Origin of the sequence: Streptomyces sp. PT12 (assembly GCF_003311645.1) — a bacterium.
In the GTDB taxonomy this organism is placed as follows: domain Bacteria; phylum Actinomycetota; class Actinomycetes; order Streptomycetales; family Streptomycetaceae; genus Streptomyces.
Map to the genome: position 1 here is coordinate 114,403 of NZ_QEST01000023.1, position 21,101 is coordinate 135,503.

Annotated in this window: 20 protein-coding genes; 8 read left to right on the top strand and 12 right to left on the bottom strand. The window is 71.5% G+C overall.

The window, feature by feature from the left end; translation table 11 throughout:
- Nucleotides 1–259: 259 nt before the first annotated feature.
- Complete coding sequence (locus tag DEH69_RS03100; RefSeq protein ID WP_258534392.1) at nt 260–1,000, bottom strand: hypothetical protein; 741 nt, start codon at nt 998–1,000, stop codon at nt 260–262.
- A 63-nt stretch (nt 1,001–1,063) separates the two neighbouring features.
- Entirely contained in the window at nt 1,064–1,759 is a 696-nt protein-coding gene (locus DEH69_RS03105; RefSeq protein ID WP_113685302.1) for an SPASM domain-containing protein, read from the bottom strand.
- A gap of 183 nt (nt 1,760–1,942) precedes the next feature.
- Here DEH69_RS03105 and DEH69_RS03110 point away from each other — a divergent pair, with 183 nt between their 5' ends.
- Complete coding sequence (locus DEH69_RS03110) at nt 1,943–2,416, top strand: GNAT family N-acetyltransferase (protein WP_258534393.1); 474 nt, start codon at nt 1,943–1,945, stop codon at nt 2,414–2,416.
- Here the strand turns inward: DEH69_RS03110 and DEH69_RS03115 are convergent.
- The 3 genes from DEH69_RS03115 to DEH69_RS03130 all read right to left on the bottom strand — a co-directional run bounded on the left by DEH69_RS03115 (nt 2,376) and on the right by DEH69_RS03130 (nt 5,540).
- Nucleotides 2,376–3,950 (bottom strand): asparagine synthase, encoded by a 1,575-nt coding sequence (locus tag DEH69_RS03115; protein WP_113685304.1) that lies wholly within the window; start codon nt 3,948–3,950, stop codon nt 2,376–2,378. The genes DEH69_RS03110 and DEH69_RS03115 overlap by 41 nt on opposite strands.
- A 496-nt stretch (nt 3,951–4,446) precedes the next feature.
- Complete coding sequence (locus DEH69_RS03125) at nt 4,447–4,668, bottom strand: DUF397 domain-containing protein (RefSeq protein WP_113685306.1); 222 nt, start codon at nt 4,666–4,668, stop codon at nt 4,447–4,449.
- The gene (locus DEH69_RS03130; protein WP_113685307.1) at nt 4,665–5,540 is read right to left on the bottom strand and encodes a helix-turn-helix transcriptional regulator; all 876 of its coding nucleotides are present in this window, start codon (nt 5,538–5,540) and stop codon (nt 4,665–4,667) included. The genes DEH69_RS03125 and DEH69_RS03130 overlap by 4 nt, the downstream gene beginning before the upstream one ends.
- Nucleotides 5,541–6,033: 493 nt before the next feature.
- Here DEH69_RS03130 and DEH69_RS03135 point away from each other — a divergent pair, with 493 nt between their 5' ends.
- Complete coding sequence (locus DEH69_RS03135) at nt 6,034–6,702, top strand: hypothetical protein (protein ID WP_147255347.1); 669 nt, start codon at nt 6,034–6,036, stop codon at nt 6,700–6,702.
- Here DEH69_RS03135 and DEH69_RS03140 read toward each other — a convergent pair.
- The 6 genes from DEH69_RS03140 to DEH69_RS03165 form a co-directional block, all read right to left on the bottom strand.
- Nucleotides 6,689–7,063 (bottom strand): hypothetical protein, encoded by a 375-nt coding sequence (locus DEH69_RS03140; protein WP_113685309.1) that lies wholly within the window; start codon nt 7,061–7,063, stop codon nt 6,689–6,691. The genes DEH69_RS03135 and DEH69_RS03140 overlap by 14 nt on opposite strands.
- 163 nt (nt 7,064–7,226) lie before the next feature.
- Nucleotides 7,227–7,796 carry a hypothetical protein gene (locus DEH69_RS03145; protein ID WP_113685310.1) on the bottom strand — a complete coding sequence of 190 codons (570 nt, stop codon included), beginning with the start codon at nt 7,794–7,796 and terminating at the stop codon, nt 7,227–7,229.
- A 144-nt stretch (nt 7,797–7,940) separates the two neighbouring features.
- Nucleotides 7,941–8,534 (bottom strand): hypothetical protein, encoded by a 594-nt coding sequence (locus DEH69_RS03150; RefSeq protein ID WP_113685311.1) that lies wholly within the window; start codon nt 8,532–8,534, stop codon nt 7,941–7,943.
- The gene (locus tag DEH69_RS03155; RefSeq protein WP_113685312.1) at nt 8,527–9,084 is read right to left on the bottom strand and encodes a SigE family RNA polymerase sigma factor; all 558 of its coding nucleotides are present in this window, start codon (nt 9,082–9,084) and stop codon (nt 8,527–8,529) included. Before DEH69_RS03155 ends, DEH69_RS03150 begins: the two co-directional genes overlap by 8 nt.
- A 109-nt stretch (nt 9,085–9,193) precedes the next feature.
- Nucleotides 9,194–10,063 (bottom strand): hypothetical protein, encoded by an 870-nt coding sequence (locus DEH69_RS03160; RefSeq protein ID WP_181727227.1) that lies wholly within the window; start codon nt 10,061–10,063, stop codon nt 9,194–9,196.
- Between the two features lie 341 nt (nt 10,064–10,404).
- Entirely contained in the window at nt 10,405–11,445 is a 1,041-nt protein-coding gene (locus DEH69_RS03165; protein ID WP_113685314.1) for a LacI family DNA-binding transcriptional regulator, read from the bottom strand.
- Between the two features lie 318 nt (nt 11,446–11,763).
- On the opposite strand from DEH69_RS03165, the gene DEH69_RS03170 reads away from it, so the two are divergent.
- The 6 genes from DEH69_RS03170 (at nt 11,764) to DEH69_RS03195 (ending at nt 19,795) form a co-directional block, all read left to right on the top strand.
- Complete coding sequence (locus tag DEH69_RS03170; protein WP_113685315.1) at nt 11,764–13,098, top strand: extracellular solute-binding protein; 1,335 nt, start codon at nt 11,764–11,766, stop codon at nt 13,096–13,098.
- A 134-nt stretch (nt 13,099–13,232) separates the two neighbouring features.
- Entirely contained in the window at nt 13,233–14,117 is an 885-nt protein-coding gene (locus DEH69_RS03175; protein WP_258534402.1) for a carbohydrate ABC transporter permease, read from the top strand.
- A 2-nt stretch (nt 14,118–14,119) separates the two neighbouring features.
- Entirely contained in the window at nt 14,120–15,049 is a 930-nt protein-coding gene (locus tag DEH69_RS03180; protein ID WP_258534394.1) for a carbohydrate ABC transporter permease, read from the top strand.
- 78 nt (nt 15,050–15,127) lie between these two features.
- A complete protein-coding gene (locus DEH69_RS03185; RefSeq protein ID WP_113685318.1) occupies nt 15,128–16,945 on the top strand; it encodes a glycoside hydrolase family 2 protein in 1,818 nt (605 codons plus the stop codon).
- Between the two features lie 71 nt (nt 16,946–17,016).
- Complete coding sequence (locus DEH69_RS03190) at nt 17,017–17,817, top strand: DUF427 domain-containing protein (protein WP_220131166.1); 801 nt, start codon at nt 17,017–17,019, stop codon at nt 17,815–17,817.
- A 91-nt stretch (nt 17,818–17,908) separates the two neighbouring features.
- A complete protein-coding gene (locus DEH69_RS03195) occupies nt 17,909–19,795 on the top strand; it encodes a heparinase II/III family protein (RefSeq protein ID WP_113685319.1) in 1,887 nt (628 codons plus the stop codon).
- Here DEH69_RS03195 and DEH69_RS03200 read toward each other — a convergent pair.
- A complete protein-coding gene (locus DEH69_RS03200) occupies nt 19,792–21,093 on the bottom strand; it encodes a MalY/PatB family protein (protein WP_220131167.1) in 1,302 nt (433 codons plus the stop codon). The two genes, DEH69_RS03195 and DEH69_RS03200, sit on opposite strands and share 4 nt — an antisense overlap.
- Nucleotides 21,094–21,101: the final 8 nt, after the last annotated feature.

The window sequence follows — 21,101 nt, forward strand, 5'->3', positions numbered from 1 at the left end:
ACCCGTGGACGTCTCCAGGGAGTTGGCGTGGCGTGAGTGCTGAACGTTCCTCGCCCATGTGGAAGTGCACGCCCCCAACGAAGTCTCGCCCCTGAAGGACGTTCTGGGCCGCCCCCGAGAACGCCGATCTCGTCGTCCCCTCGCCCTGGTCCACCCCAACGCCTCCCGAACGCCGCAGAGTTACGGCCCGGTCACAGTATCCGGCACCCGTCAAGACGGCCGAGGCCCACTTCCGGGCGGGCAGCTGCTTCGAGGGCGTTCAGAACGGTGTGAGGCGGCGGTGAGCGGCCCACGCTTCCGAGGCGTCGGCCATGGCGGCGAGCCAGGGTTGGTCGGGCTTGCGCAGGGCTCGGTGGCGGTGCATGCGGGTGTGGGCGATAACGAAGGCGTCGATGGCTTCGGGGTCGGCGCTGGTCCAGGCCGGACACTTGGCCGCCCATGCCTCGGCGTTCTCGGGGGTGTGTTCGGCGGCGATGAGCTGATGCACCAGTACGGCGGGGTCGATGAACGCGGCCCCGCGCGTGGGCCAGGACCAGTCGACGAGCCAGGAACGCTGGTCGTCAATGAGGAAGTTGCTGGGGTTGATGTCCACATGGAGGAACGCGTTCCCGCGGAACAGCGCGGGCGCGCCGCGGTCGGCCCACCAGTCCCAGCGGGTTTCGGTCCAGTCCTCGGCGATGTCGGGGAGTTCGAGCTCACCCACGCGGTTGATGAGGTCGACGACCACCGGCACGTCCGGCGAGTCGGGCGCGAAGTCCGTTTCCCGGCCGTTCACGCACTCGAATCCGAGCACGATCCACTCGTCGTCCTCGGCGGACCACACCAGCGCCGGGGCGAGGGACCGGACAAACGGATTGATGTCCCTCTCCCGCAACATCTGATCACGCCGCCCACCGGGCCTGTTCTTCATGCCCTTGACGAAGAAACGGCCGAGTTCCCCGGTCACCACGGCCGTCAGGTCCGTGGTGAACGCTCTTTCGATCAGCTGGATTTCGGCCACGGCCCCAACGCGGGGACGGATCAGCTCCCGGAATGCGAGGTCGGGTTCGCTTGCGGTGGACACTTATCTCCTGGGGCGGCATTCGATGCTTGGGACGCCGGGGCCGCATTCCTCGTCGTCGGGGTTGCACGCTTCGGGGAAGTCCCCCTTGGGAGCGCAGGGTGTGTTCGCAGGGTAACAGGGGGTCTGGTTGGGATAACACTGGGGCTGACAATCTCCTTCACCTGCCACACGGCGGATGGCGCTGTTGGCCTCCGCCATGGCCTTGCTCGTGAGGACCGAGACCAGCGGGCTACGCCGGACATTGCCGACGCCCATCCAGGTGGAGAAGACGCACGGACTGACCCGGCCGTCCGGTCCGATGGCCGCCCGGCCATCGCCGCACCGCCCACACAGGTTGGCCGCATCCGGGGCTTCGCCAACTGAACCTCGGCCGAACTCTCGGATGCGGTCGACACCGATCCTGGTCACTCCCAGGGACTCGAGATCGGCTCTCGCCTCGGTGGCGCGCTGGTTGTCGCTGGCGACGATGATCCCGGCGCGTAAGGGGATGCCGAGGCGGACGGCCTTGGCGATGATGGCCCTGGTGCGGGCGTGGCTGGGGCGGCCGGTCATGGCGTTGTGTTCACCGGCCTGGTCGGAGTAGTACGACGTGGCGAGCGAAACACCCTCGCGCCGGTACAACTCCCAGTGCGCCTCGGGCACATGGACGAGGTTGCTGAACACCTCGACCTCCAGGCCGAGCGTCCAGGCGCGCATCGTCGCTTCGCCGTCGAGGCGCGCTGCGTCTCGCTTGGGCCGCTACTGTGCGACTCTTCGCCGAGAAACGAGGCGTGGCTTCTCGCACATGCGGAAAGGGGATGTGTCGTGTTCCGGATGCGACCCGCTGTCTCTGGTGATCGGGCGGCTGTGGAGCGGATGATTCTGGCGCGGTGTGCGTGGATGGAGCAGCGGGGGCTGCCGAGTTGGCGCGAGAACGCCGCCGAGTTGGCGTCGCAGTGCGACAACCCGTTTGGCGACACCTGGGTGTTGGAGCGGGACGGGCGGGTGGCGGGGGTCACGGCGGTGCAGGAGCAGGGGCCGCCGTGGGGGTGGACGGAGGAGGAACGCGCCGAGTCGGCGCTGTACTTGAACACCTCGGTGACGGATCCGGCGCTGCGGCATCTGCGGCCGGGGACGCTGATGGCCTGGTGGGCGGTTGACCGGGCGGCGCGCGAGGGGCGGGCGTGGGTGCGGCGGGACTGCCTGTGGCCGGGGCTGGTGCGGTACTACGAGGAGCAGGGGTTCACCCTGATCCACGAGGTCGAACGGGGCGCGTATCGGCTGTTCATGCTGGGGCGCCGCGCGGAACGGATCGAAAGCTTGGACGAGTGGTTCAGGAGAGGAAGGCCACGGTTGCCAGATGCAGGTCGATGACTTGGAGCAGCTTGGAATGGAATTCCTCGTCGTAGGGTTCACCGGCCAACTCATCGAGGGTCGAACGCAAGCCGTCCGGGTCAACAAGGGCCGCTTCGATGAGAGGGGAGCCACCGTCCAACATGGCGGTGAGCAGTGGCACACCGTAAGTGGTGAGGGAGTGCTGAACGAGCCAGACGAACGACTCGCGCTCCACCGGGTGGATGACGTCCCGACTCAGGCCGAGCGAGGCGAGTTGCCGTCGCTGAAGATTCTTGAACTCGCGCCAGTACATGGGTAGTTCCTCGCCCAGTCGGATCATCCCGGGGTCGGTGAAGGGATGCAGGGGCCAGATCCCGGCGCGGAGAAGAGGGGGAGCGGTGGTCTCCAGGGACAGCAGGGTGATCGAGTTCACCAGCGCGGGTGGGGAGATAGCATCCTCGGAATACTCCAGAGCCTGGCGGGCGCGCGGGCCCAGCCAGGGCAGCTTCTCGGTGATATGCGCGTTGGCCGACTCCGTGGCTGCCGACTCCTGTGGCGAGAGAGCGACCATCTCGTCCCCGCCGAGCCCCGTCACGACCGTGCGGGCGCCGTGATCGGCGAGCAGGGTGGCGAGGCGCGTGAACGGGAGATGAAGAGGCTCCTCGTAGGGGCTGATCAACTCGCCACGACTGCGGGGGCAGTCCCGACTCAGTGGCGGGTTGTCACGGCAATCCACCTGATGATCCCCTGTGCCGAAGGGTAACGACGCGCGTATTTCGCCTCGGCGGCGGATCTGTTGCTCGCGACCGGCTCCGATGACCACGACGGCGGCTGTGTCGAGCTGACCGGGATAGCGCTGGGCGGCACGGGTGGCGAGAGTGCCAGAATCGAACCCGCCTGTGAGATGGAAGACCGTTGTCGTGGGATTGAGCGGTCGCAGGTCGAGGGCGTTGTCAATGGCTTCGGTGAACGCAGCCAGCACGTTGGCATTGTCATCCAAAGGCCGGGGAGAGCCGTGCAGGGCTGGCTCGGGGTAGTGGATGTGCAGGCTGCCTCCGAAGATCGCGGTGGCCCGTTCCGTCAGGCGGTGAATGCCGCGGAAGAGGGTCTCGGTGCCGTAGCGGGGCCGGTAGATGAGCAGCCGTGCGGCCTCGCGCGCGTTGAGTCCGGTGGCGAAGCGCTTGAGTTCTCCCATCTCCCAAGAGCCATGGAGGGTGCCCTCGTCGTGGGCGAGGTAGAGCGGCGTCGTTCGGGCTGCGCCTGCGGTGACGCGCACCGGCCGTTCTGGTGCGGTTTCGATCAGGATGAAATCGGCGGGCCACCGCTGGGCCGCGTGCACTGCCGCCGTGTACCTGTCGGCATCCACCACATGGGGGTGTGGGTCGCTCGGGAGCCGACGGGCAACCCGCTCGCGCACGATCAGAGCGGTTCGCACTGTGTCGGTGATGGCGAGCTGTTCGAGCAATGGGTGCCCATAGGGCGCGATTTCGCTGGTCTGATCCGCCGTGATGTAGCGGCGGTCGTGGTAGACCCAGGTGGTCGAGGCATATGGCCTCAGGCGCAGGGTCAGCACGGGCGCCCTCCGATGCCGGGGAGTGGTGAGCTTGGCAAGCGCCACTGGCCCGCCGAACCAGGGGACCTGGGGTCAGGTGATCGGCGTGTCGTAGGTACGGGCACCGTCCGAGGACCCTGCCCGCTTCTTGGTGTCATGCGACTCCGCGGGCGTCTGCACGACATACCTGCTGTCGGCACTGAACAGACGCGACTGAATCGGTGTCGGAGGCGGTGATGGGGGCCAGAAATCGGATAGCTCGGATAAGGGCGCACCCGGTGCCGCACGCTCAGTGGTCGACGAGTCAAGAGACATCGAGATCTCCCGTTCTCATTGGGCTCGGGGTCGCTGAGAATCTACCCCGGAGCGTGAATTCTCAACCACAGTGTGACGGCGAGATCAGCGACCTGACCCAACACGGCGGCCTCGAGTACTAGCAGGAATGATCGGGTAGAGGGGTGGGGCGGGGCCGTCTTTCCCCGGCTCTCTCGGGGGAAGACGGCCCCGTTCGTTCGATTTACAGGGTGCCGTCGAGGATGGCTTCGCGGAACGCGTTCCACTCGGCGGCCGTGTAACGCAACGCCTCCCGTTCGGGGTTTTTCGAGTCGCGCATCGCGACTCCACCGCCCGGGAGGTCGGTGATCTCGACGCAGGCGCCGCCGGTATCGCTGCGGGGTGACTTGCGCCAGGTGGCATCGGACAGGTCGATGGCGTAGAGGTCTTCCTTGCGGGTGTTCACTTTCTGTTCCTCTCCAGGAGGGTCTTGATGAGCTGCCGTGAGTCATCGACGGAAAGGGCGGCGGCAACGACGCGTTCGAAGGCTCCCTCGAAGACCTTCACGTCCTCGGTGCCCTCAACGAAGTATCCCCCTCTGATGTTTTCGAGGTGCACCACGGTGGGCCAGGGGTGGGGGAAGCGCAGGATCTGGAAGATGCCGAGCATGCCGGGGTGTGGCGTGCCGACGAGTGGCATCACCTGGATGGTGATGTTCGGCAGGTCGGTCATGTCCAGCAGATGCCGTAGCTGCTGGCGCATGAGGTGCGGTTGTCCGGCGAACCGCTGGTGCAGCGCCGCCTCATGGATCACGGCCCACAGCTTGAGCGGACGGCCCTCGGGCCTGGTGGTGAGGATCGCCTGCCGCGTCTTCCGGACCTCGGCACGGGCGGCGACCTGCTGCGGCGTGATCGTGATGTCTGTCGCCGCGATGATCTCGCGTGCGTAGGCGCCGGTTTGGAGGAGTCCTGGGATGGCGCCCGGGGAGAAGACGTGGACGCTCTCGGCATCCGTCTCCAACGTCAGGTAGTCCTTGTAGTTCAGGGTCACGACGTCGCCGTACGTCTGCCACCAGCCGCGTTTTCCCGCGTCCTTGGCCAGCCCTTCGAGCGCCGCGATGACCCCGGCGTCCGTGACGCCGTACAGGGACATCAACTTGGCGACATCCTGCGGGAGCAGGCGCGCGACTGCCGTCTCCATGCGGGAGAGCTTGCTCTCGTGCCAGCCCATCGCGTTGGCGGCGCTGAGCAGTGTGACGCCAGCGTCGTTGCGGTACTTCCGGATGATCTGACCCAGTCGACGCCGCCGCAGCGTGGGGATCGCCCGAACATTCGGCATGGTGCTATTTCACATCCCTTGGGTGGTGGAACAGAAGCTTCGGGTGCGCATTGGCCCCCGTCGGGTGCGGCAAGCGGCGGTGCGGGTGCTCCTTCTCCTCCGAATTGGCTTAGCAAGCTTGCCTGTTGACCCGTCGTAGTCGCATTCTTCCTCACCCGGCACGATGTCGCAGCCCGCTGCGGATCGCTCACCGGGAGTCGAACGCCCCCACGGCGACAAGGGGGTAAACCATGCCCAAAGCCTTGGCCCCCAGGCCACCCGACTGGTTGACGTTCGGTGCCCGCGTGCGTGATGCAGGAACCGGCAGCGTTGGCACCGTTCAACTCCTCCAGGACGCACGGCACTTGGTCACTACACGCCGCATGGAACGGCCCGTGCGCGTCCTGTTGAGGCCGGAGTGCCGGGAGCGGTGTCCGTGGTGGGCGTCCGTCTGTGACCTCGAACTCGTGCCCGTCCGACCCTCCACCCTCTTTTGAGAAAGACCTCAATTGCCATGCCTGTTCGCACTGTTCCCGCTCCGCCACGTCTCCTCTCCTGGGGGCCCAAGTCGCTGCCCGTTCCGTATGCCGCCGCATGGACGGGGGAAAACGGGGGCCTGGCGGGCGCGTTGACCGTTCGGCCCGATGGGAAGGGGCTCGGCTACCGCGACGAGGTGCCTCAAGACCGCGACGGACAGGGCGTGTTGTGGACGCGGATGCGTGAGGCGCCGGGGAAGGGGCGGCCTGACTTCGGGGCGTTGCACCCCGCGCGGCAGCGGAACGCGTTGCTCAACAAGCTGTGCCAGGTCTGCGGCGGGCAGGCGAGCCGGACGTCACAGGGGTGGCTGTTCCTCATCGAGGGCTCCGAGATGCCGGAGTGGGCGGGCGACGACTGGCCCGAGGGAGCGCTCTCCACCAAGCCGCCGATCTGCCGCCCGTGCGCCGCGCTGGCCGTGCGGCACTGCCCGCACCTGCGGCACCCGCTGCTGATCCACTCGCGCAAGCCCCGCACCTGGGGCGTCTACGGCGGCTTCTTCACGCCCGACGCGGTCGGCACTCCCCGCCCTCACCCCACCGACGAGTACCTGCCCTACGGCCACCCGTCCGCGCCGTGGTTCATGGCGTCGCAGCTGCTCGTCGAACTCCCCCGCTGCACCGTCGACTTCGAATTCACCCCAGAATGACCGGATTGCCCCGCGCCGCCATGTGCCCGTGGGAATGGCGCACTTCGACGCGGACGAAGCCCGACTCGTCCGCGCCGGTGCGCCACTCGACGGCGCCCGCGCCCGTGTCGGGCAACGCCGCGCGGTGCGCCGTTCCCGCCTCGGTGTGCAGGCTGACCGTTCCGGATGGCACGCCGCGGACCTTCACCCGCACCACGGCCGCCTCCCCGCGGGTCGCCAACCGCTCGCCGGACCCCGCGCGGCGCCCACCGGCCGAGGCCGTGAACGCCAGCTCAACGGTGGCGGACTCGGCGATCCAACTCCGGCCAGCGCGCAGCCCGTCGAGGATCGCGACGGTGCTCAGCTCGTTGGCGCGCACCACGGTGTGCGGGGTGCCGAGCTGGCCCTCCAGATGGGCGTCGCTGATGCCGATCGCGGGGAGCCACCCGTCCCGGTGGATGTCCGCGGCGAGGCCGCGGCCCCCTTCGCCGATCGGCCCCCTGTGAACGGGCGGGCCCGGACGCCGAGTCCGGGCCCGCGCGCGGTCAGGACGTGTACAGCGACTCCAGTCTGGTCACCCGGCCCTCTCCGTCGAAGCTCAGGTCGTACCCGAAGCGCGGGCGGACCGAGGGCGACTGGGCCGCCAGTCGGCTGACGAACTCGGCCTGGGAGTACGACGACGCCGCGGACTCGTCGCCAAGCGGGACCGCGAGCAGCACCTGGGCGTCCTCGGCCAGGGGCACCTCGGTGAAGGGGCCCTCGCTGGGGACGACCACCCATGCCTCGGAGTGGTCGGTGACATGGGCCTCCTTCTCGGCGGGCCGCACCGACAGATACGTCGTTCCGCCGTCGGCCCAGGCGTCCTCGATCTGCACGAACTGCCTGGCCCCCGCCCACGGCGCCGCCTCGTTCGACGCCGACGCGTCGGCCGGGTCCGATGCCTCGGCCTGGTCCGCCGCGTCGGCCGAGGGGGAGGGCGCCGCCGAGGTCTCGGGCGCGGCGTCGGCCGCCCGCCCGTCGCCCTCGCCGCCGCACGCGGTCAGGGCCACGAGGCCGAAGGCGAGGGCGGTGAGGCAGCGCGCGGCGGCCGGGCGGCGTGAAACGTACGTGGTCAAGGGTCCCCCAGGGATCAGGTGCGTTTGGGATACACGGGCTCTACGCGCCAGCCCACCCGTGGGGTTGCATCACAAACGCGTCTCGGCGATCCGTTCCGACCCCGACGGCGCCGGGCCCCGCTCGCCCCGGCGCTCCCGCGGGACTTATCCGGAGAGCCAGTACGCCTCCCGCAGCGAGGCCACGCGGCCCTCGCTGTCGTAGTCGATGACGAACGCCCACCGCGGCCCGTCGGCCAGCTGGCCCACCAGCGCGTCGAGCTGGACGTCCGATGGGTTCCCCTCGGTCAGCCGCCGCGTCTCGACGAGCGTCCCCCGCGGCAGGGTCAACGTGTGCGTCTCGCCGACGGGTTCAGCGGCGCCGCCCGCCGCACGCAGCGGCTCGACGGTGACCCGCACCATGTCGCCCCGCAGCTCCGCGCCGTACACATGGCCAAGCTCGCTCGCGTACTCCTCACCCGGGGCGGGCGTCGGCGGCACGAACGGCGAGGCGGTCGGCGTCGGGACGGCGGCGGGCGGCTCGGGCCCCTGCGCCGCCCGGGTCAGCGACACGCCCCCCGCGGCAAGGGCCACGGCCAGCAGCGCGCCCCCCGACGCCAGGGCGGCCCGCCTGCGGCGCAGGCGCCGCTCACCGCGCGCCCTGATCCGCTCCGCGGAAAGCGGCTCCGCGTGCCGCCGACCCGAATCGGCGAGGTCGGCGAGGCCGGCGAGGTAGCCGTCGAGCTCGGTCTCGTCAGCCATGACGCACCTCCGACGCGCGCGCGGTCCGCGGATCCAGCTCAGTATCGGCCAGCAGCCGGGCCAGCGCCGCCCGCCCCCGGCTCAGCTGCGCCTTGACCGTGCCGACGGGGCAGTCGGCCTCGGCGGCGACCTGTTCGACCGTGAGGTCGCACAGGTGGTGGAGCACCACGGCCCGCCGCTGAGTCTCGGGGATCCGTCGCAGCGCCTGAACGAGCAGCACATGGTGCGGTTCCGGTGGCGGCACCGACGCGGGCGGGCCCTGCCGCCGGGCGAAGGCGAGCGCGGTGCGCACCCGCCGCCACCGGCTGACCGCGAGCCGCCAGGCCACCGTGCGCACCCAAGCCTCGGGAGCGGCGTTCAGATCGAGCTCGTTCCGGCGTTCCCAGGCCCGGACGAACGCCTCCTGGACCACGTCCTGCGCCTCGGCGAAGTCGCCTGTCATCGCGTACAGCTGGCCAATGAGCCTGCCGACGCTCGCGGTGTAGAAGGCGTCGAACGCCTGTTGCTCGTCCGCACCTCGGCCGCCGCGCGGTTGTTCTGGTGGTCCCATGGCTCCCCTGTCACGCCGCACGGTGCCATGTGGCCGCGTCGCGGCACAAGGAGCCGGGCGCCCGCCCCAGGGTGACCCGCGCCTCAGTGCCCCGTTCCCTGGTCGCGCCTCAGCGCACCGGGTCGCGCCCCCGCGTCGGCCACGCCAGCAGCGCGAGGCCCGCCACGGCGAGGGGCAGCGAGACGACGTGGGTCAGCAGGTCGAGAACGCCCCGCGTGGAATCGAACGAATCGTCCCACCAGTCCAGTTGGAAGCGGATGGTGATCTCCCGCACCTCCAGGTAGACCAGCATCGCCAGGACCACGACGCCAGCGCCGCGCGCCGCGGGGCGGTTCGCCACGGCAAGGGCGCCGACCACCACGGCGGCGACCAGCAGCGCCGCCTCGTGGAAGGAGACGCCGCCGCTGAGCGAGAGCGGTGAGTGCAGGAGCGAGGGATCCACCAGGTCGCGAAAGTAGTCGCCCCACGAGAACGCGCCGAAGTCGGCCAGGATCCGCTGGCGGTCGATCACCCACGCGACCTGGATCCCCGCGACCACGAGCAGCGCGGCGCCGCCGAGGGGGAGGGTCACCGAGGGGCGGCGTTCCTCGCGCGCCCGCAGCAGCGACACGACGATCGCCACCGCGATCGCGAAGCCGCCGACATAGGTGAGGGCCGTCCACGCGCCGTAGTCGGGGTGGTCGAAGCCCTCGCGGTAGGTCGCGTCCAGCGCCCCCACGCCCTGCCGCAGGCACAGCGCGAGCAGCATGAACGCCAGCAGCAGCGCCCCGCCCCGCGCGAACCGCCGCCGCGCGAGCGCCAGCAGGCCCACCGCGACAAGCGCGAGGGTGAACACCCACTCGTACGGCGTCAGCAGCCGCTCGGGCACCTGGCGCGTCGGGTCGAAGAACGCCTCGATCAGGTGGATCGGCCGGGCGCCCGACTGGTCGAGCCCGTTGAGCAGCCAGGCGATCAGGCCCACCGCGAAGACCAGCAGCAACGTGCCACTCAGCAGGAACGCCCCCCGCTGCGCGCCCGGCGCACGCCCGCCACCCGAGCCGGGCGCGGGAGGAACGGGCGGCGGCGGTCCCCAGGGCGGTGGCCCCCACGGCGGAGGCGGCCCAGGGGGCGGGCCTGGGGGCGGCCCCTGCGGGTCCCAGGACGGCGGCGGCGGTGCGTTCCCTGTGGCCATGCGAACCCCCCAAGACGCGCGCCCGACGGGCACCCTGCTCCGACGATCCCAGAGCGCTGCCCGGGCGGAAAGGGGCAACGGGGCCTTGTCGCACGACCGTTGCGGTCCGGCGGCGGAAGCCCGATGACAGGCCGGTGACAAGGGAGCGCTCAGCGCGGCCCGCCCGTGCTCTCCCGCACCACGAGGCGGTGCGGCACCACCCGGTTCCTCGGGGGCACCGGGGGAAGCCCTTCGGCGCGCGCCGCGATCCGGTCCACCAGCAGCTCCACCGCGACCCGCGCCACCGCCGCCTTGTCCGGCGCGATCGTGGTCAGCGACGGCACGCTGAAACGCCCCGCCTCCACGTCGTCGAACCCCACCACCGCCACGTCGTCGGGCACCCTAAGGCCCCGCTCGTGCAGCGCGCGGAGCGTGCCGAGGGCCATCTGGTCGTTGAGGCACAGGATCGCGTCGGGCCTGTGGCCATCGGCCAGATGCCGTTCCACCGCGGCCGCCCCGTCCGGCGTCCTGAACTGCCGCACCGGCAGCACCGCGGCCGGGTCGTAGGGCAGGCCCGCCGCCTGGAGCGCCTCGCGGAAGCCGCGCGTGCGGACCTGCGCCGTGCCCGTCGTCGCGGGCTCGGGGCCGCCCGCCTCCTTGCCGCCAACGGCCACGATCGAGCGGCGGCCGATGCCGATGAGGTGCTCGGTGGCCTCGCGGGTGGCCAGGACGTTGTCGATCGCGACGTGGTCGGCGCCCTCCTGGATCAGCTCGCCGAGCAGCACCACGGGCAGGTGCCCGCCGCGTTCGGCCACGTCGTCCGCCGTGAGCGCCAGCGGCGACATCAGCAGGCCGTCCACGAAGTCCGAGCCGAAGCCGTCCAACGCGGTCAGCTCGTGCTGCCGGTCGGCCAGCGTCTGGTGCACCAGCACCGTCAGGCCGCGCCGCTCGGCCTCGGCGATCACATGCGTCGCGACCTCGCCGAAGTAGGAGAAGTCCAGCTCCGGAAGGATCAGCGCGATGATCCCGGTGCGCCCGCGCCGCAGATGGCGGCCCGCGAGGTTGACCCGGTACCCCAGCTCGTCTATCGCCTGCCTGACCGCGGCCCTGGTGCGGTCGGAGACGTGCTCGTAGTCGTTGATCACATTGGAGACGGTCTTCTCCGAGACTCCGGCGAGCCGCGCCACGTCCTTGATCCTCGGCCTCGCCACCGCACACCCCTTACCACCCACCCCGACACAGGACCCGACGATCGTAGCTCTCGCGAACGACGGGCGGCACGGCGTCACGGGGTCTCCGGGCATGCTCAGGGGGCCGCGCGACCGCGGCGGGGGCGGTGGCGCGCACCGGTCACGGCCTAGTGCCGCATCAGGCAAGGTTCGCCCCGTCGCGGGCAAACCCCGCCTGACGCGGCACTAGACCTTTACAGGCCATGTACATCGATGTAAAAACGGGATCGGGACAACGGCCGCCCCAGGTTCACTCTCCGTGTTCGGGTGGGCGTCCGACCGAGCCTGAAAGGGTCGACGATGAGCCTTCCTTCCCCCGCCCGCGGGTTCAGCCGCCGGGGCCTGCTGCGCGCGGGCCTCGCCGGGACGGGCGCGCTGCTCGCCACCGGGTCGCTCGCCTCGTGTGCCTCGCCCGCCGCATCGACAGGGGCCTCGTCGCTCCAGGTGTGGGATCCGTTCCAGGGTGGCGACGGCATGCTGATGGACGAGATGATCGCGTCCGTCTCATCGGGGCCCGACGGCTTCACGGTCGACCGGACCATCCTGGAGTGGGGCGCCTCGTACTACACGAAGCTCGCGATGTCGGCGGCGGGCGGCCGGGCCGCCGACGTGGCCGTGCTGCACCTCTCCCGGCTCGCCGGATATGCGCCGGGCGGGCTGCTCGACCCGTGGGACCTCGACCTGCTGGCCGAGTTCGGCGTCACCGAGCGTGACTTCACGCCCGCGATCTGGGGCCGTGTGCAGCACGAGGGAAGGGTGTACGGGATCCCGCTCGACACGCACCCGTTTATCGTGTTCTTCAACACCGACCTCGCCGATCAGGCCGGACTGCTGGATTCCGACGGGCAGTTGGCGCCGCTCGGCTCGCCCGAAGCGCTCATCGCCGCGGGCGAGGCGCTGGCCGGGGCGAGCGGCGGCCAGGGCATTGTTTTCGGCCATGTCAACGACACCGCGCAGAACTGGCGGCAGTTCTTCGGCCTCTACTCCCAGACCGGCGCGGAGTTCACGCTGCCCGACGGCGGCACCCCCCGGGTCGACCGGGACCAGGCGGTGCGCGTGGCGTCGTTCATCCGGGAGCTCTACGGCGGCGGCCCCAACCCCGGAGGGCTCGACTACAACGGCGCGATGGCCGCGTTCATGGGCGGGCGCGCCGGAATGCTGATGTCGGGGGAGTGGGAGCTGCCGACGCTGCGGGAGTCGGGGATACCCCTGGGCGCCGCGCCCTATCCACAGGTCTTCGAGCAGCCCGCCGCGTACGCCGACTCGCACGCGTTTGTGCTGCCGCGCCAGGAGCGGCCCGACGCCGAGCGGCGCCGCGAGGCCCACCGCTATGTGGCCAGCATGATCAAGGACAGCCTGACCTGGGCGGGGGCTGGCCACATCCCGGCGTACCAGCCGGTGATCTCCCAGCCCGGGTACGCCGAGCTGACGCCGCAGTCCTCCTATGCCGAGGCCGGTGAGTTCGTCGTCCTCGACCCGGCGAACTGGTTCGCGGGCGCCGGGTCGAACTTCCAGAACGCCATGAGCCAGCAGCTCCAGTCGATGCTGCTCGGCAACTCCTCGGCCGAGCAGGCGGTGGACCGGATGATCTCCGAGGCCCGCACCCTCCTCGACCAGCCCAACCCGGTCGCCTGACGGCGGGCCGAGCGAGTCAGCGAGTCAGCGAGTACGAGGGAGCGACTTACGTGAGTACCACCGCTTCGACAGGCGCCGCGGGCCGAAGGGCCGTGGGCGAGGGGGCCGCGCGGGAGCGCGCCGCACGCCCCGCCGTGACCGGGGCCGCGCCCGGGGGACCGGGCAGGCGCTCGCGCACCGGGCTGTTCTTCGTGCTGCCGTTCACGGCGGCGTTCGCCCTGTTCATGGTGTGGCCGATCGTCTACGGGATCTGGATGAGCTTCACCGACGAGTCGCTGTCGCTGCGCGGCACGAGCTTTGTCGGGTTCGACAACTACGCGGAGGCGTTCGGCGACCCGGACGTGTGGAGCAGCCTGGGGAACACGGTGTTCTTCACGCTGATATCCAGCCTCCCGCTGGTGCTGATCGCCCTGGCCATGGCGCTGCTCGTGCACACCGGGCTCGCGGGCCAGTGGGTGTGGCGGCTGGCGTTCTTCGCTCCCTACCTGCTGCCCGTGACCGTGGTGACGCTCATCTGGAGCTGGCTCTACCAGCCCGATCTCGGCATGGGGAACGAGCTGGTGACGGCGATCGGCCTGGAGCCGGTGGGCTGGCTCTCGGACGAGTCGGTGGCGATGTGGTCGATCGCCGTGCTGACCATCTGGTGGACGGTGGGGTTCAACTTCCTGCTCTACCTCGCCGCGCTCCAGTCGCTCCCCGACACCCTCCACGAGGCGGCGGCGCTCGACGGGGCGGGCGCGTGGCGGCGGCTGTGGTCGGTCGTGCTGCCGCAGCTGCGCCGGACGACGGGCCTGGTGGTGATGCTCCAGATCCTGGCCTCGCTCAAGGTGTTCGACCAGATCTACATCCTGACCAAGGGCGGCCCGAACGAGTCGACCCGGCCGATCCTCGAGTACATCTACGACGTCGGCTTTACCGGCTACCGGCTCGGCTACGCGTCGTCCATCTCGTACCTCTTCTTCGCGATCGTCATCGTCGTCTCGATCGCGCAGCTCCGCTTCTTCCGGCAGGGGGACTGACCGTGTCCGCGACTGTTTCTTCCCGGCCCTCTTCCCCGCCCCGCGCTTCCGTTCGTCCCCCGCGGCGCCGCGCTCCCCGTGAGGCGCAGGGCTCCCCGATGCTGCTTGGCGCGGGGCGGTGGCCGCGTGTGCTTGGCGGGACCGCGCTGGTCGTGATGGCCGCCGTGTGGCTGCTGCCGTTCGTGTGGGCGGTGGTCACGTCGTTCCAGAGCGAGGCGGATGTCACGACGCCGGGGCTCTCGCCGTTCAAGGGCGCCTTCACGCTGGAGTCGTACCGGGAGGTCTTCGACCGGGGCAACCTGCCGGTCTGGGCGTTCAACAGCCTGCTGATCGCCGCCGTCGTGACGGCGCTGACTGTCGCGATCTCGACGCTGGCGGCGTATGGCTTCTCGCGCGGGACGTTCCGCGGGCGGCGCGCGCTCATGGCGCTGACGGTCGCGTCGATCATGGTGCCGCCGCAGCTGCTGATCGTGCCGCTGTTCCGGCAGATGCTGGCGTTCGACCTGGTGGACACCTACTGGGCCGTGATCCTGCCGCAGATCGTCGCCCCGATGATGGTCTTCATCCTCAAGCGCTTCTTCGACGGGATCCCGCGCGAGCTGGAGGAGGCCGCCCGCATCGACGGCGCCTCCGACCTGCGGGTCTTCTGGTCGATCGTGCTGCCGCTGTCCCGGCCGATCGTGGCGGCGGTGGGCATCTTCGTGTTTATCGGCGCCTGGAACAATTTCCTGTGGCCCTTCATCGTGACGAACGACTCCGACCTGATGACCCTGCCGGTCGGGCTCGCCACCGTGAGGGACACCTATGGCACCGTCTACGCGCAGTCGATGGCGTCCGCGCTGCTGGCGGCGCTGCCGCTGATCGCGGTCTTCCTGCTGTTCCAGCGGCGCATCGTCCGGTCGGTCGCCACCACAGGACTCGGCGGGACGTGAGGCCGACCCCCGCGCGCCGCCGACTCGCTTCACCCGCCCGGTTCCACCTGCTCAACCCGTATCCCCCCAGGAGCACCCGTGCCCTCTCACTCCGCCGTACCCCGTCCGGAGTACCCGCGCCCGCAGTTCGCCCGTCACGACTGGCTGAACCTGAACGGCACCTGGCAGTTCGAGCTCGACCGCGGTGACAGCGGTCTCGAAAGGGGGCTGACCGACCGCGAGTTGAGCGGCGAGATCCTGGTCCCCTTCCCGCCGGAGTCCGAGCTCTCGGGCCTAGGCGAGACGGACTTCCTCCACGCCGTCTGGTACCGCCGCGCCGTGACGCTGCCCGCCGAGTGGGCCGGGCGGCGCGTGCTGCTGCACTTCGGGGCCGTCGACTACGACACCACCGTGTGGGTCAACGGCACCGAGGTCGCCCGCCACCGCGGCGGCTTCACCCCGTTCACCGCCGACCTGGACGGCGTCGCCGAGCCGGGCGAGCGGGCCGTGATCACCGTCAGGGCCCGCGACCCCAAGTCGGGCCCCCAGGCGCGCGGCAAGCAGGCGATCAAGTACGCCAACCACGACTGCAACTACACGCGCGTCACCGGCATCTGGCAGACGGTGTGGCTGGAGCCGGTGGCCGACCTGCACCTGCGCCGCCCCCGGATCACCCCCGACCTGGCGGGCTCGGCGTTCCACCTGGAGCTGCCGCTCTCGGGCAACCGCGAGGGCTACCGCGTCGCCGCCGTCCTCACCGACGCCGACGGCGAGGTGGCGCGCGCCGAGGCGCGCGCCGACCTCGACCTCGCGCCCCGCCTGTATCTGCCGGTGCCCGATGACCGGCGCCGCGTGTGGAGCCCCGACGACCCGCACTTGTACGGGCTGCGGCTCGCGCTGCTCGACGCCGAGGGCGTCGAGGTGGACGCCGCGGAGAGCTACGCGGGGCTGCGCGCGGTCGGCATCCGCGGCAAGGCGATCACGCTCAACGGGCGCACCGTCTTCCAGCGCCTCGTGCTCGACCAGGGCTGGTACCCCGACGGGCTGATGACCGCGCCCACCGACGAGGCCCTGGTGCGCGACATCGAGCTGGCCATGGCGGCGGGCTTCAACGGCGCGCGGCTGCACCAGAAGGTCTTCGAGGAGCGCTTCCTCTACCACGCCGACCGGCTCGGCTACCTGGTGTGGGGCGAGTTCGGCGACTGGGGCTGCGAGGTCGGCGGCTCGTCGGGCGACAACCAGCAGCCCGACGCTTCCTACGTCGGCCAGTGGCTCGAGGCGATCGAGCGCGACTACAGCCACCCCTCGATCATCGGCTGGTGCCCGCTCAACGAGACCTACCAGAAGCTCCACGACCGCGTCACCCAGCTCGACTCGGTCACCCGCGCGATGTTCCTGGCCACCAAGGCCCTCGACACCACGCGCCCGGTCGTCGACGCCTCGGGCTACGCCCACCGCGTCGCCGAGACCGACGTCTACGACGCGCACTCCTACGAGCAGGACCCCGCCGCGTTCGCCCGCGAGCAGGCCGGGCTCGCCGACGGCGCCCCCTACACCAACCGCCACGCCGACGGCACCGCGTACTCGCTGCCCTACCGCGGACAGCCGTACTTCGTCAGCGAGTTCGGCGGCATCTGGTGGGACCCCGAGGCCGCCGCGACGGCCGCGGGCGACGACCGCACCGCGTCGTGGGGGTATGGCGACCGGCCGCGCGACGAGGAGGAGTTCCACGCCCGCTTCGAGGGCCTGACCGGCGTGCTGCTCGGCGACCCCGGCATGTTCGGCTACTGCTACACGCAGCTCACCGACGTGTTCCAGGAGCAGAACGGCGTCTACCGCTTCGACCGCACGACCAAGCTCGACGTGAAGCGCGTGCGCGCGGCGCAGCTGCGCCGCGCGGCGATCGAGGAGGGCTAGCGTCTCCGGCTAACGTCGTCGCCCGGGCGCCCGCGCGGTGCGGGCGCCCAGGCGAGCGATTGGCATGGAACGTGACACTGACCCACGCCCAAGGACCCCTCTCCACGACCCCGCCCGAGACCGTCAACTACACGATCGAAGGGCCAGAGCACCGCCTCCTCATGACCCCGTTCCCGCGCCGGGTGCGCGCCGAGTTCGGCGGCGCGATCGTCCTCGACACGCGCGACGGCACGCTCCTCTACGAGACCGGCCTGCTGCCCCAGCTCTACGTCCCCACCGCGGACGTCGACCACGAGCTGCTGGAGCGCACCGAGCACAGCACCTCCTGCCCGTTCAAGGGCGACGCCTCCTACTGGACCATCGCCGTGGGCGACCGCCGCGCCGAGAACGCCGTCTGGGCCTACGAGCGACCCCGCCCGGAGTCCGCCTGGCTCGCCGGGCACCTCGCGCCCTACTGGGAGGCGGCCGACGCCTGGTACGACGAGGACGAGCGCGTCGAGGGACACCTGCGCGACCTCTACCACCGCGTGGACGTGCGGCAGAGCAGCGGGCATGTGCGGGTGCTGCTCGACGACCGCGTGCTGGCCGAGACCGACAGGCCCAGGCTGCTGAGCGAGACCGGGCTGCCCAACCGGTACTACATCCCCGTCGAGGACGTACGCCTCGATCTGGTGACCGAGAGCCCCACGCGCGCCGTGTGCCCCTACAAGGGAACGGCCTCCTACTGGTCCTACACCGGCGAGGGACTGCGCATCGACGACGTGGCCTGGTCATATCCCCACCCGCTCGAAGCCGCGTTCAAGGTGAAGGGCGACCTGTGTTTCGCACACCAGCGCGTCACCACGGAAGTGGACGGCGAAACCGTCGTATGAGCCCGCCACCGGGGTAGGGGAGCGGTGCCGCGCCGGGTGCGCACGACGTCCCCCGCGCGGCGCACCGCAGCGCCACCAGGAGGATCCCCCCGTGTCCGACCGCCCGCTCTCCGACCTGCTCCCCGCCGACCGCATCGCCGCGGCCCTGCCCCGCCCCGGCACCTGGCGCCCGCTGCCGCCCGCGGCCGACCGCGCCGCCTGGGGGCGCGTGCCCGCCGCGCCCCGCGCGCGCCTGGAGCGCTGGACCGATGAGCGCCTGGCCGGGGCGTGGCCGCCGCTGCCGCCCGACGGCTTCGAGGCGTTCGGCGCGCGCGGGGACCGGGTGCACCACGAGGGCCCGCACTTCGCCCGCCGCTCCAGGATGGCCGCGGCCGTGGTGCGCACGCTGCTCGCGGGCCCTGGCGCGGCCACGGACCAGCTGATCGAGGGCGTGCGGGAGCTGTGCGGCGAGCCGACGTGGTGCGTGCCCGCGCACGAGCGCTCGACGGGCCCCGGGGGGATCCCCGCGCCCGACCCCGACCGGCCCACCCTCGACCTGTTCGCCGCCGAGACGGCGGGGCTGCTGGCGTTCACCTCGCTGCTCGTCGGCGACGAGCTGCCGCCCGAGGAGCGCGGGACGATCGAGGCCGAGGTGCGCCACCGCGTCCTGGTGCCGTTCCGCGAACGCGACTGGCCCTGGCTCGGCCTGCGCGGCGAGCCGCTCAACAACTGGACGCCCTGGATCCTCTCCAACGTCCTGCCCGCCACCCTCATCCTCGACGACGACCCCGGCACCCAGGCGTCCGGCGTCGCCCGCGCCGTCGCCGCCCTCGACCGCTACCTCGCCTCGGTGCCCGCCGACGGCGGCTGCGACGAGGGCATCCACTACTGGTGGCGCGCGGCGGCCTCGTTCTTCGAGTGCCTCGAACACCTCGCGTCCGCCACGGGCGAGGACGGCGCGTTCCGGCTGCCCGTCGTCGCCAGCATGGCCCGTTACCCCGTGGCCGCCCACCTCGGCGGCGAGTGGTACGTCAACTTCGCCGACGGCCGCCCCCTGCTGCGCGCCGCCGAGCCCGGGCTGCTCTACCGCTACGGCGTGCGCACCGGCGACGCCGAGGTGCGCGCCCAGGCCGCCGCGATGCCCCCCGCCACCGACCTCGACGCCCCCGACCACTCGCTGGCCAGGCTTGTCACCCCGCTCATCGACGACAGCTGGCACCAGGCCCGCCACGCGCCCCCCGCCGCGCCCCTGCCCCGGCAGACCTGGCTGCCCGACACCCAGGTGCTCACCGCGCGCGAGCACGCCGGGGACTCGGGCGGCCTGTTCCTGGCGGCCAAGGCGGGCCACAACGACGAGTCGCACAACCACAACGACGTCGGCTCGTTCATCGTCGGCGTCAACGCCCGCCCCGTCGTCATCGACCTAGGCGTCGGGACCTACGACAAGAGCACGTTCGGGCCCGACCGCTACCGCATCTGGACCATGCGCTCGGCCTGGCACAACCTCCCGCTGATCGACGGCCACGAGCAGGCCGCGGGCCGCCACCACACCGCGGCCGACGTGTGCACGCGGCTCTCCGCGACCGTCGCGACGCTGACCCTCGACCTCGCAGGGGCGTGGCCGCAGGAGGCGGGCGTCCGCTCGTGGCGGCGCGAGCTGACCCTCGCGCGCGGAGCGAAGCCCGCGACCCTGACCGTGCGGGACGACTGGCACCTGGCCGAGCCGCCGGGCGACCTGGCCCTTCACCTGGTCACCACGGGCCCCGTCGCCGTCGACCAGGCCGCGGGCACGCTCCTGCTCGGCCCCGAAGGGCACCGGCTCGCGGTGCGGTTCGACGCCGCGGGCTACCGGGCCGAGACGGAGGAACGGTCCGTCACCGACGCCAAGTTGCGCGCCGTGTGGGGCCCTTCCGTGCACCGCGTGCGGCTTGTGGCGAAGCGCCCCGAGGCGTCGGGGGCAACGGCCCTGACGTTTCAGGCGGCGAGAAACGCCCCCTAGCCGGACGAGACCGCGGCGGCCATGCGGCGCACGGCCTCGGCGATGATCTCGGGCGACGTGGCCAGGTTGAACCTGACGTGCCCTGCCCCGCCCGTGCCGAACGCGGGCCCCGGATTGACCGCGACCCTGCCCCGTTCGAGGAAACGGTCCGCCGGGTCGTCGCCGAGGCCGAGCGCCCGGCAGTCGAGCCACGCGAAGTACGTCGCCTCGGTGGGCCGATACCGCACCTCGGGCAGCCGCTCGGCGAGGAGCGAGGCGAGCAGGGCGCGGTTCTCGGCGAGCCCGTCGAGCAGCGCGTCGAGCCAGGGCTCGCCCTCGGCGAACGCGGCGGTGTGCGCGAGAAAGCCCAGATGGCTCATCCCGTGCCCCACCTCCACGGGGATTCGCGCCAGCTCGTCGGCCGCCGCGGGACCCGCGAGGGCGAGCGCGGCCTTGGCCCCCGCGAGGTTCCAGCCCTTGGACGCGGACACGAGCGAGAAGCCGCGCTCGGCCCCAGGAACGGACAGATAGGGCACATACCCCGCGCCCGCGGCCACCAGGGGCGCGTGGATCTCGTCCGCGATCACGCGCACGCCGTACCGTTCGGCCAGCGCGGTCGCCTCGGCCAGCTCGTCGGCGGAGTGCGCGACGCCCGTGGGGTTGTGCGGGTTGCACAGCAGAAAGACGGCGCGCGCCCCACCCGCCGTCGCGCGCCGGAACGCCTCCGCGAGCGCCCCCGGGTCGATGCGGTGCGCGGCGTCGAGCGGCGCCTCGACGATCCGCCGGCCCAGGTGCCGCTCGGTGAACGCGTAGAACGGCGGATACACCGGGGGGTTGACCACGACCGCGCCGCCCGGGTCGGTCAGCAGCTTGAACAACTCGACGGCGCCCCGCATCACATCAGGCACCAGGCGCGCCCGCGCGGGGTCGAGCCCTTCCCAGCCCCACCGCCGCGCCGCGAACCGCGACACCGCCCGCGCGTACGCGTCGCCGTAGGCGTAGCCGGTGTCGCCGCGCGCCACCGCGCCGGTGAGCGCGCGGGCGACGGGCTCGGCCAGCGGCACGTCCATCTCGGCCACCCACAGCGGCAGGACATCGGGGGGGTAGGCGCGCCACTTCATGCTGGTGCGCTCGCGCAGCTGATCGAGCGTGAGCGCGCGCAGGGGATTGGGAACGGGCTGGCTCGGTGAGACGGGCTGGCTCGGTGAGACGGGCTGGCTCGGTGGGGTGGGCTGGCTCGATGTCGTGGACCGGCTCGGTGTCGTGGACCGGCTCGGTGGGGTGGGCGAGTGGGGCGAAACGCCTCGTATGTCGTCCATGTGGCTCA

What these genes read in the sequence shown, in the direction of transcription:
- DEH69_RS03105 (WP_113685302.1), bottom strand. Translation starts at nt 1,759, where the DNA reads ATGCGCGCCTGGACGCTCGGCCTGGAGGTCGAGGTGTTCAGCAACCTC.
- DEH69_RS03110 (WP_258534393.1), top strand. Translation starts at nt 1,943, where the DNA reads ATGGAGCAGCGGGGGCTGCCGAGTTGGCGCGAGAACGCCGCCGAGTTG.
- DEH69_RS03130 (WP_113685307.1), bottom strand. Translation starts at nt 5,540, where the DNA reads ATGCCGAATGTTCGGGCGATCCCCACGCTGCGGCGGCGTCGACTGGGT.
- DEH69_RS03135 (WP_147255347.1), top strand. Translation starts at nt 6,034, where the DNA reads ATGCCTGTTCGCACTGTTCCCGCTCCGCCACGTCTCCTCTCCTGGGGG.
- DEH69_RS03150 (WP_113685311.1), bottom strand. Translation starts at nt 8,534, where the DNA reads ATGGCTGACGAGACCGAGCTCGACGGCTACCTCGCCGGCCTCGCCGAC.
- DEH69_RS03155 (WP_113685312.1), bottom strand. Translation starts at nt 9,084, where the DNA reads ATGGGACCACCAGAACAACCGCGCGGCGGCCGAGGTGCGGACGAGCAA.
- DEH69_RS03170 (WP_113685315.1), top strand. Translation starts at nt 11,764, where the DNA reads ATGAGCCTTCCTTCCCCCGCCCGCGGGTTCAGCCGCCGGGGCCTGCTG.
- DEH69_RS03200 (WP_220131167.1), bottom strand. Translation starts at nt 21,093, where the DNA reads ATGGACGACATACGAGGCGTTTCGCCCCACTCGCCCACCCCACCGAGC.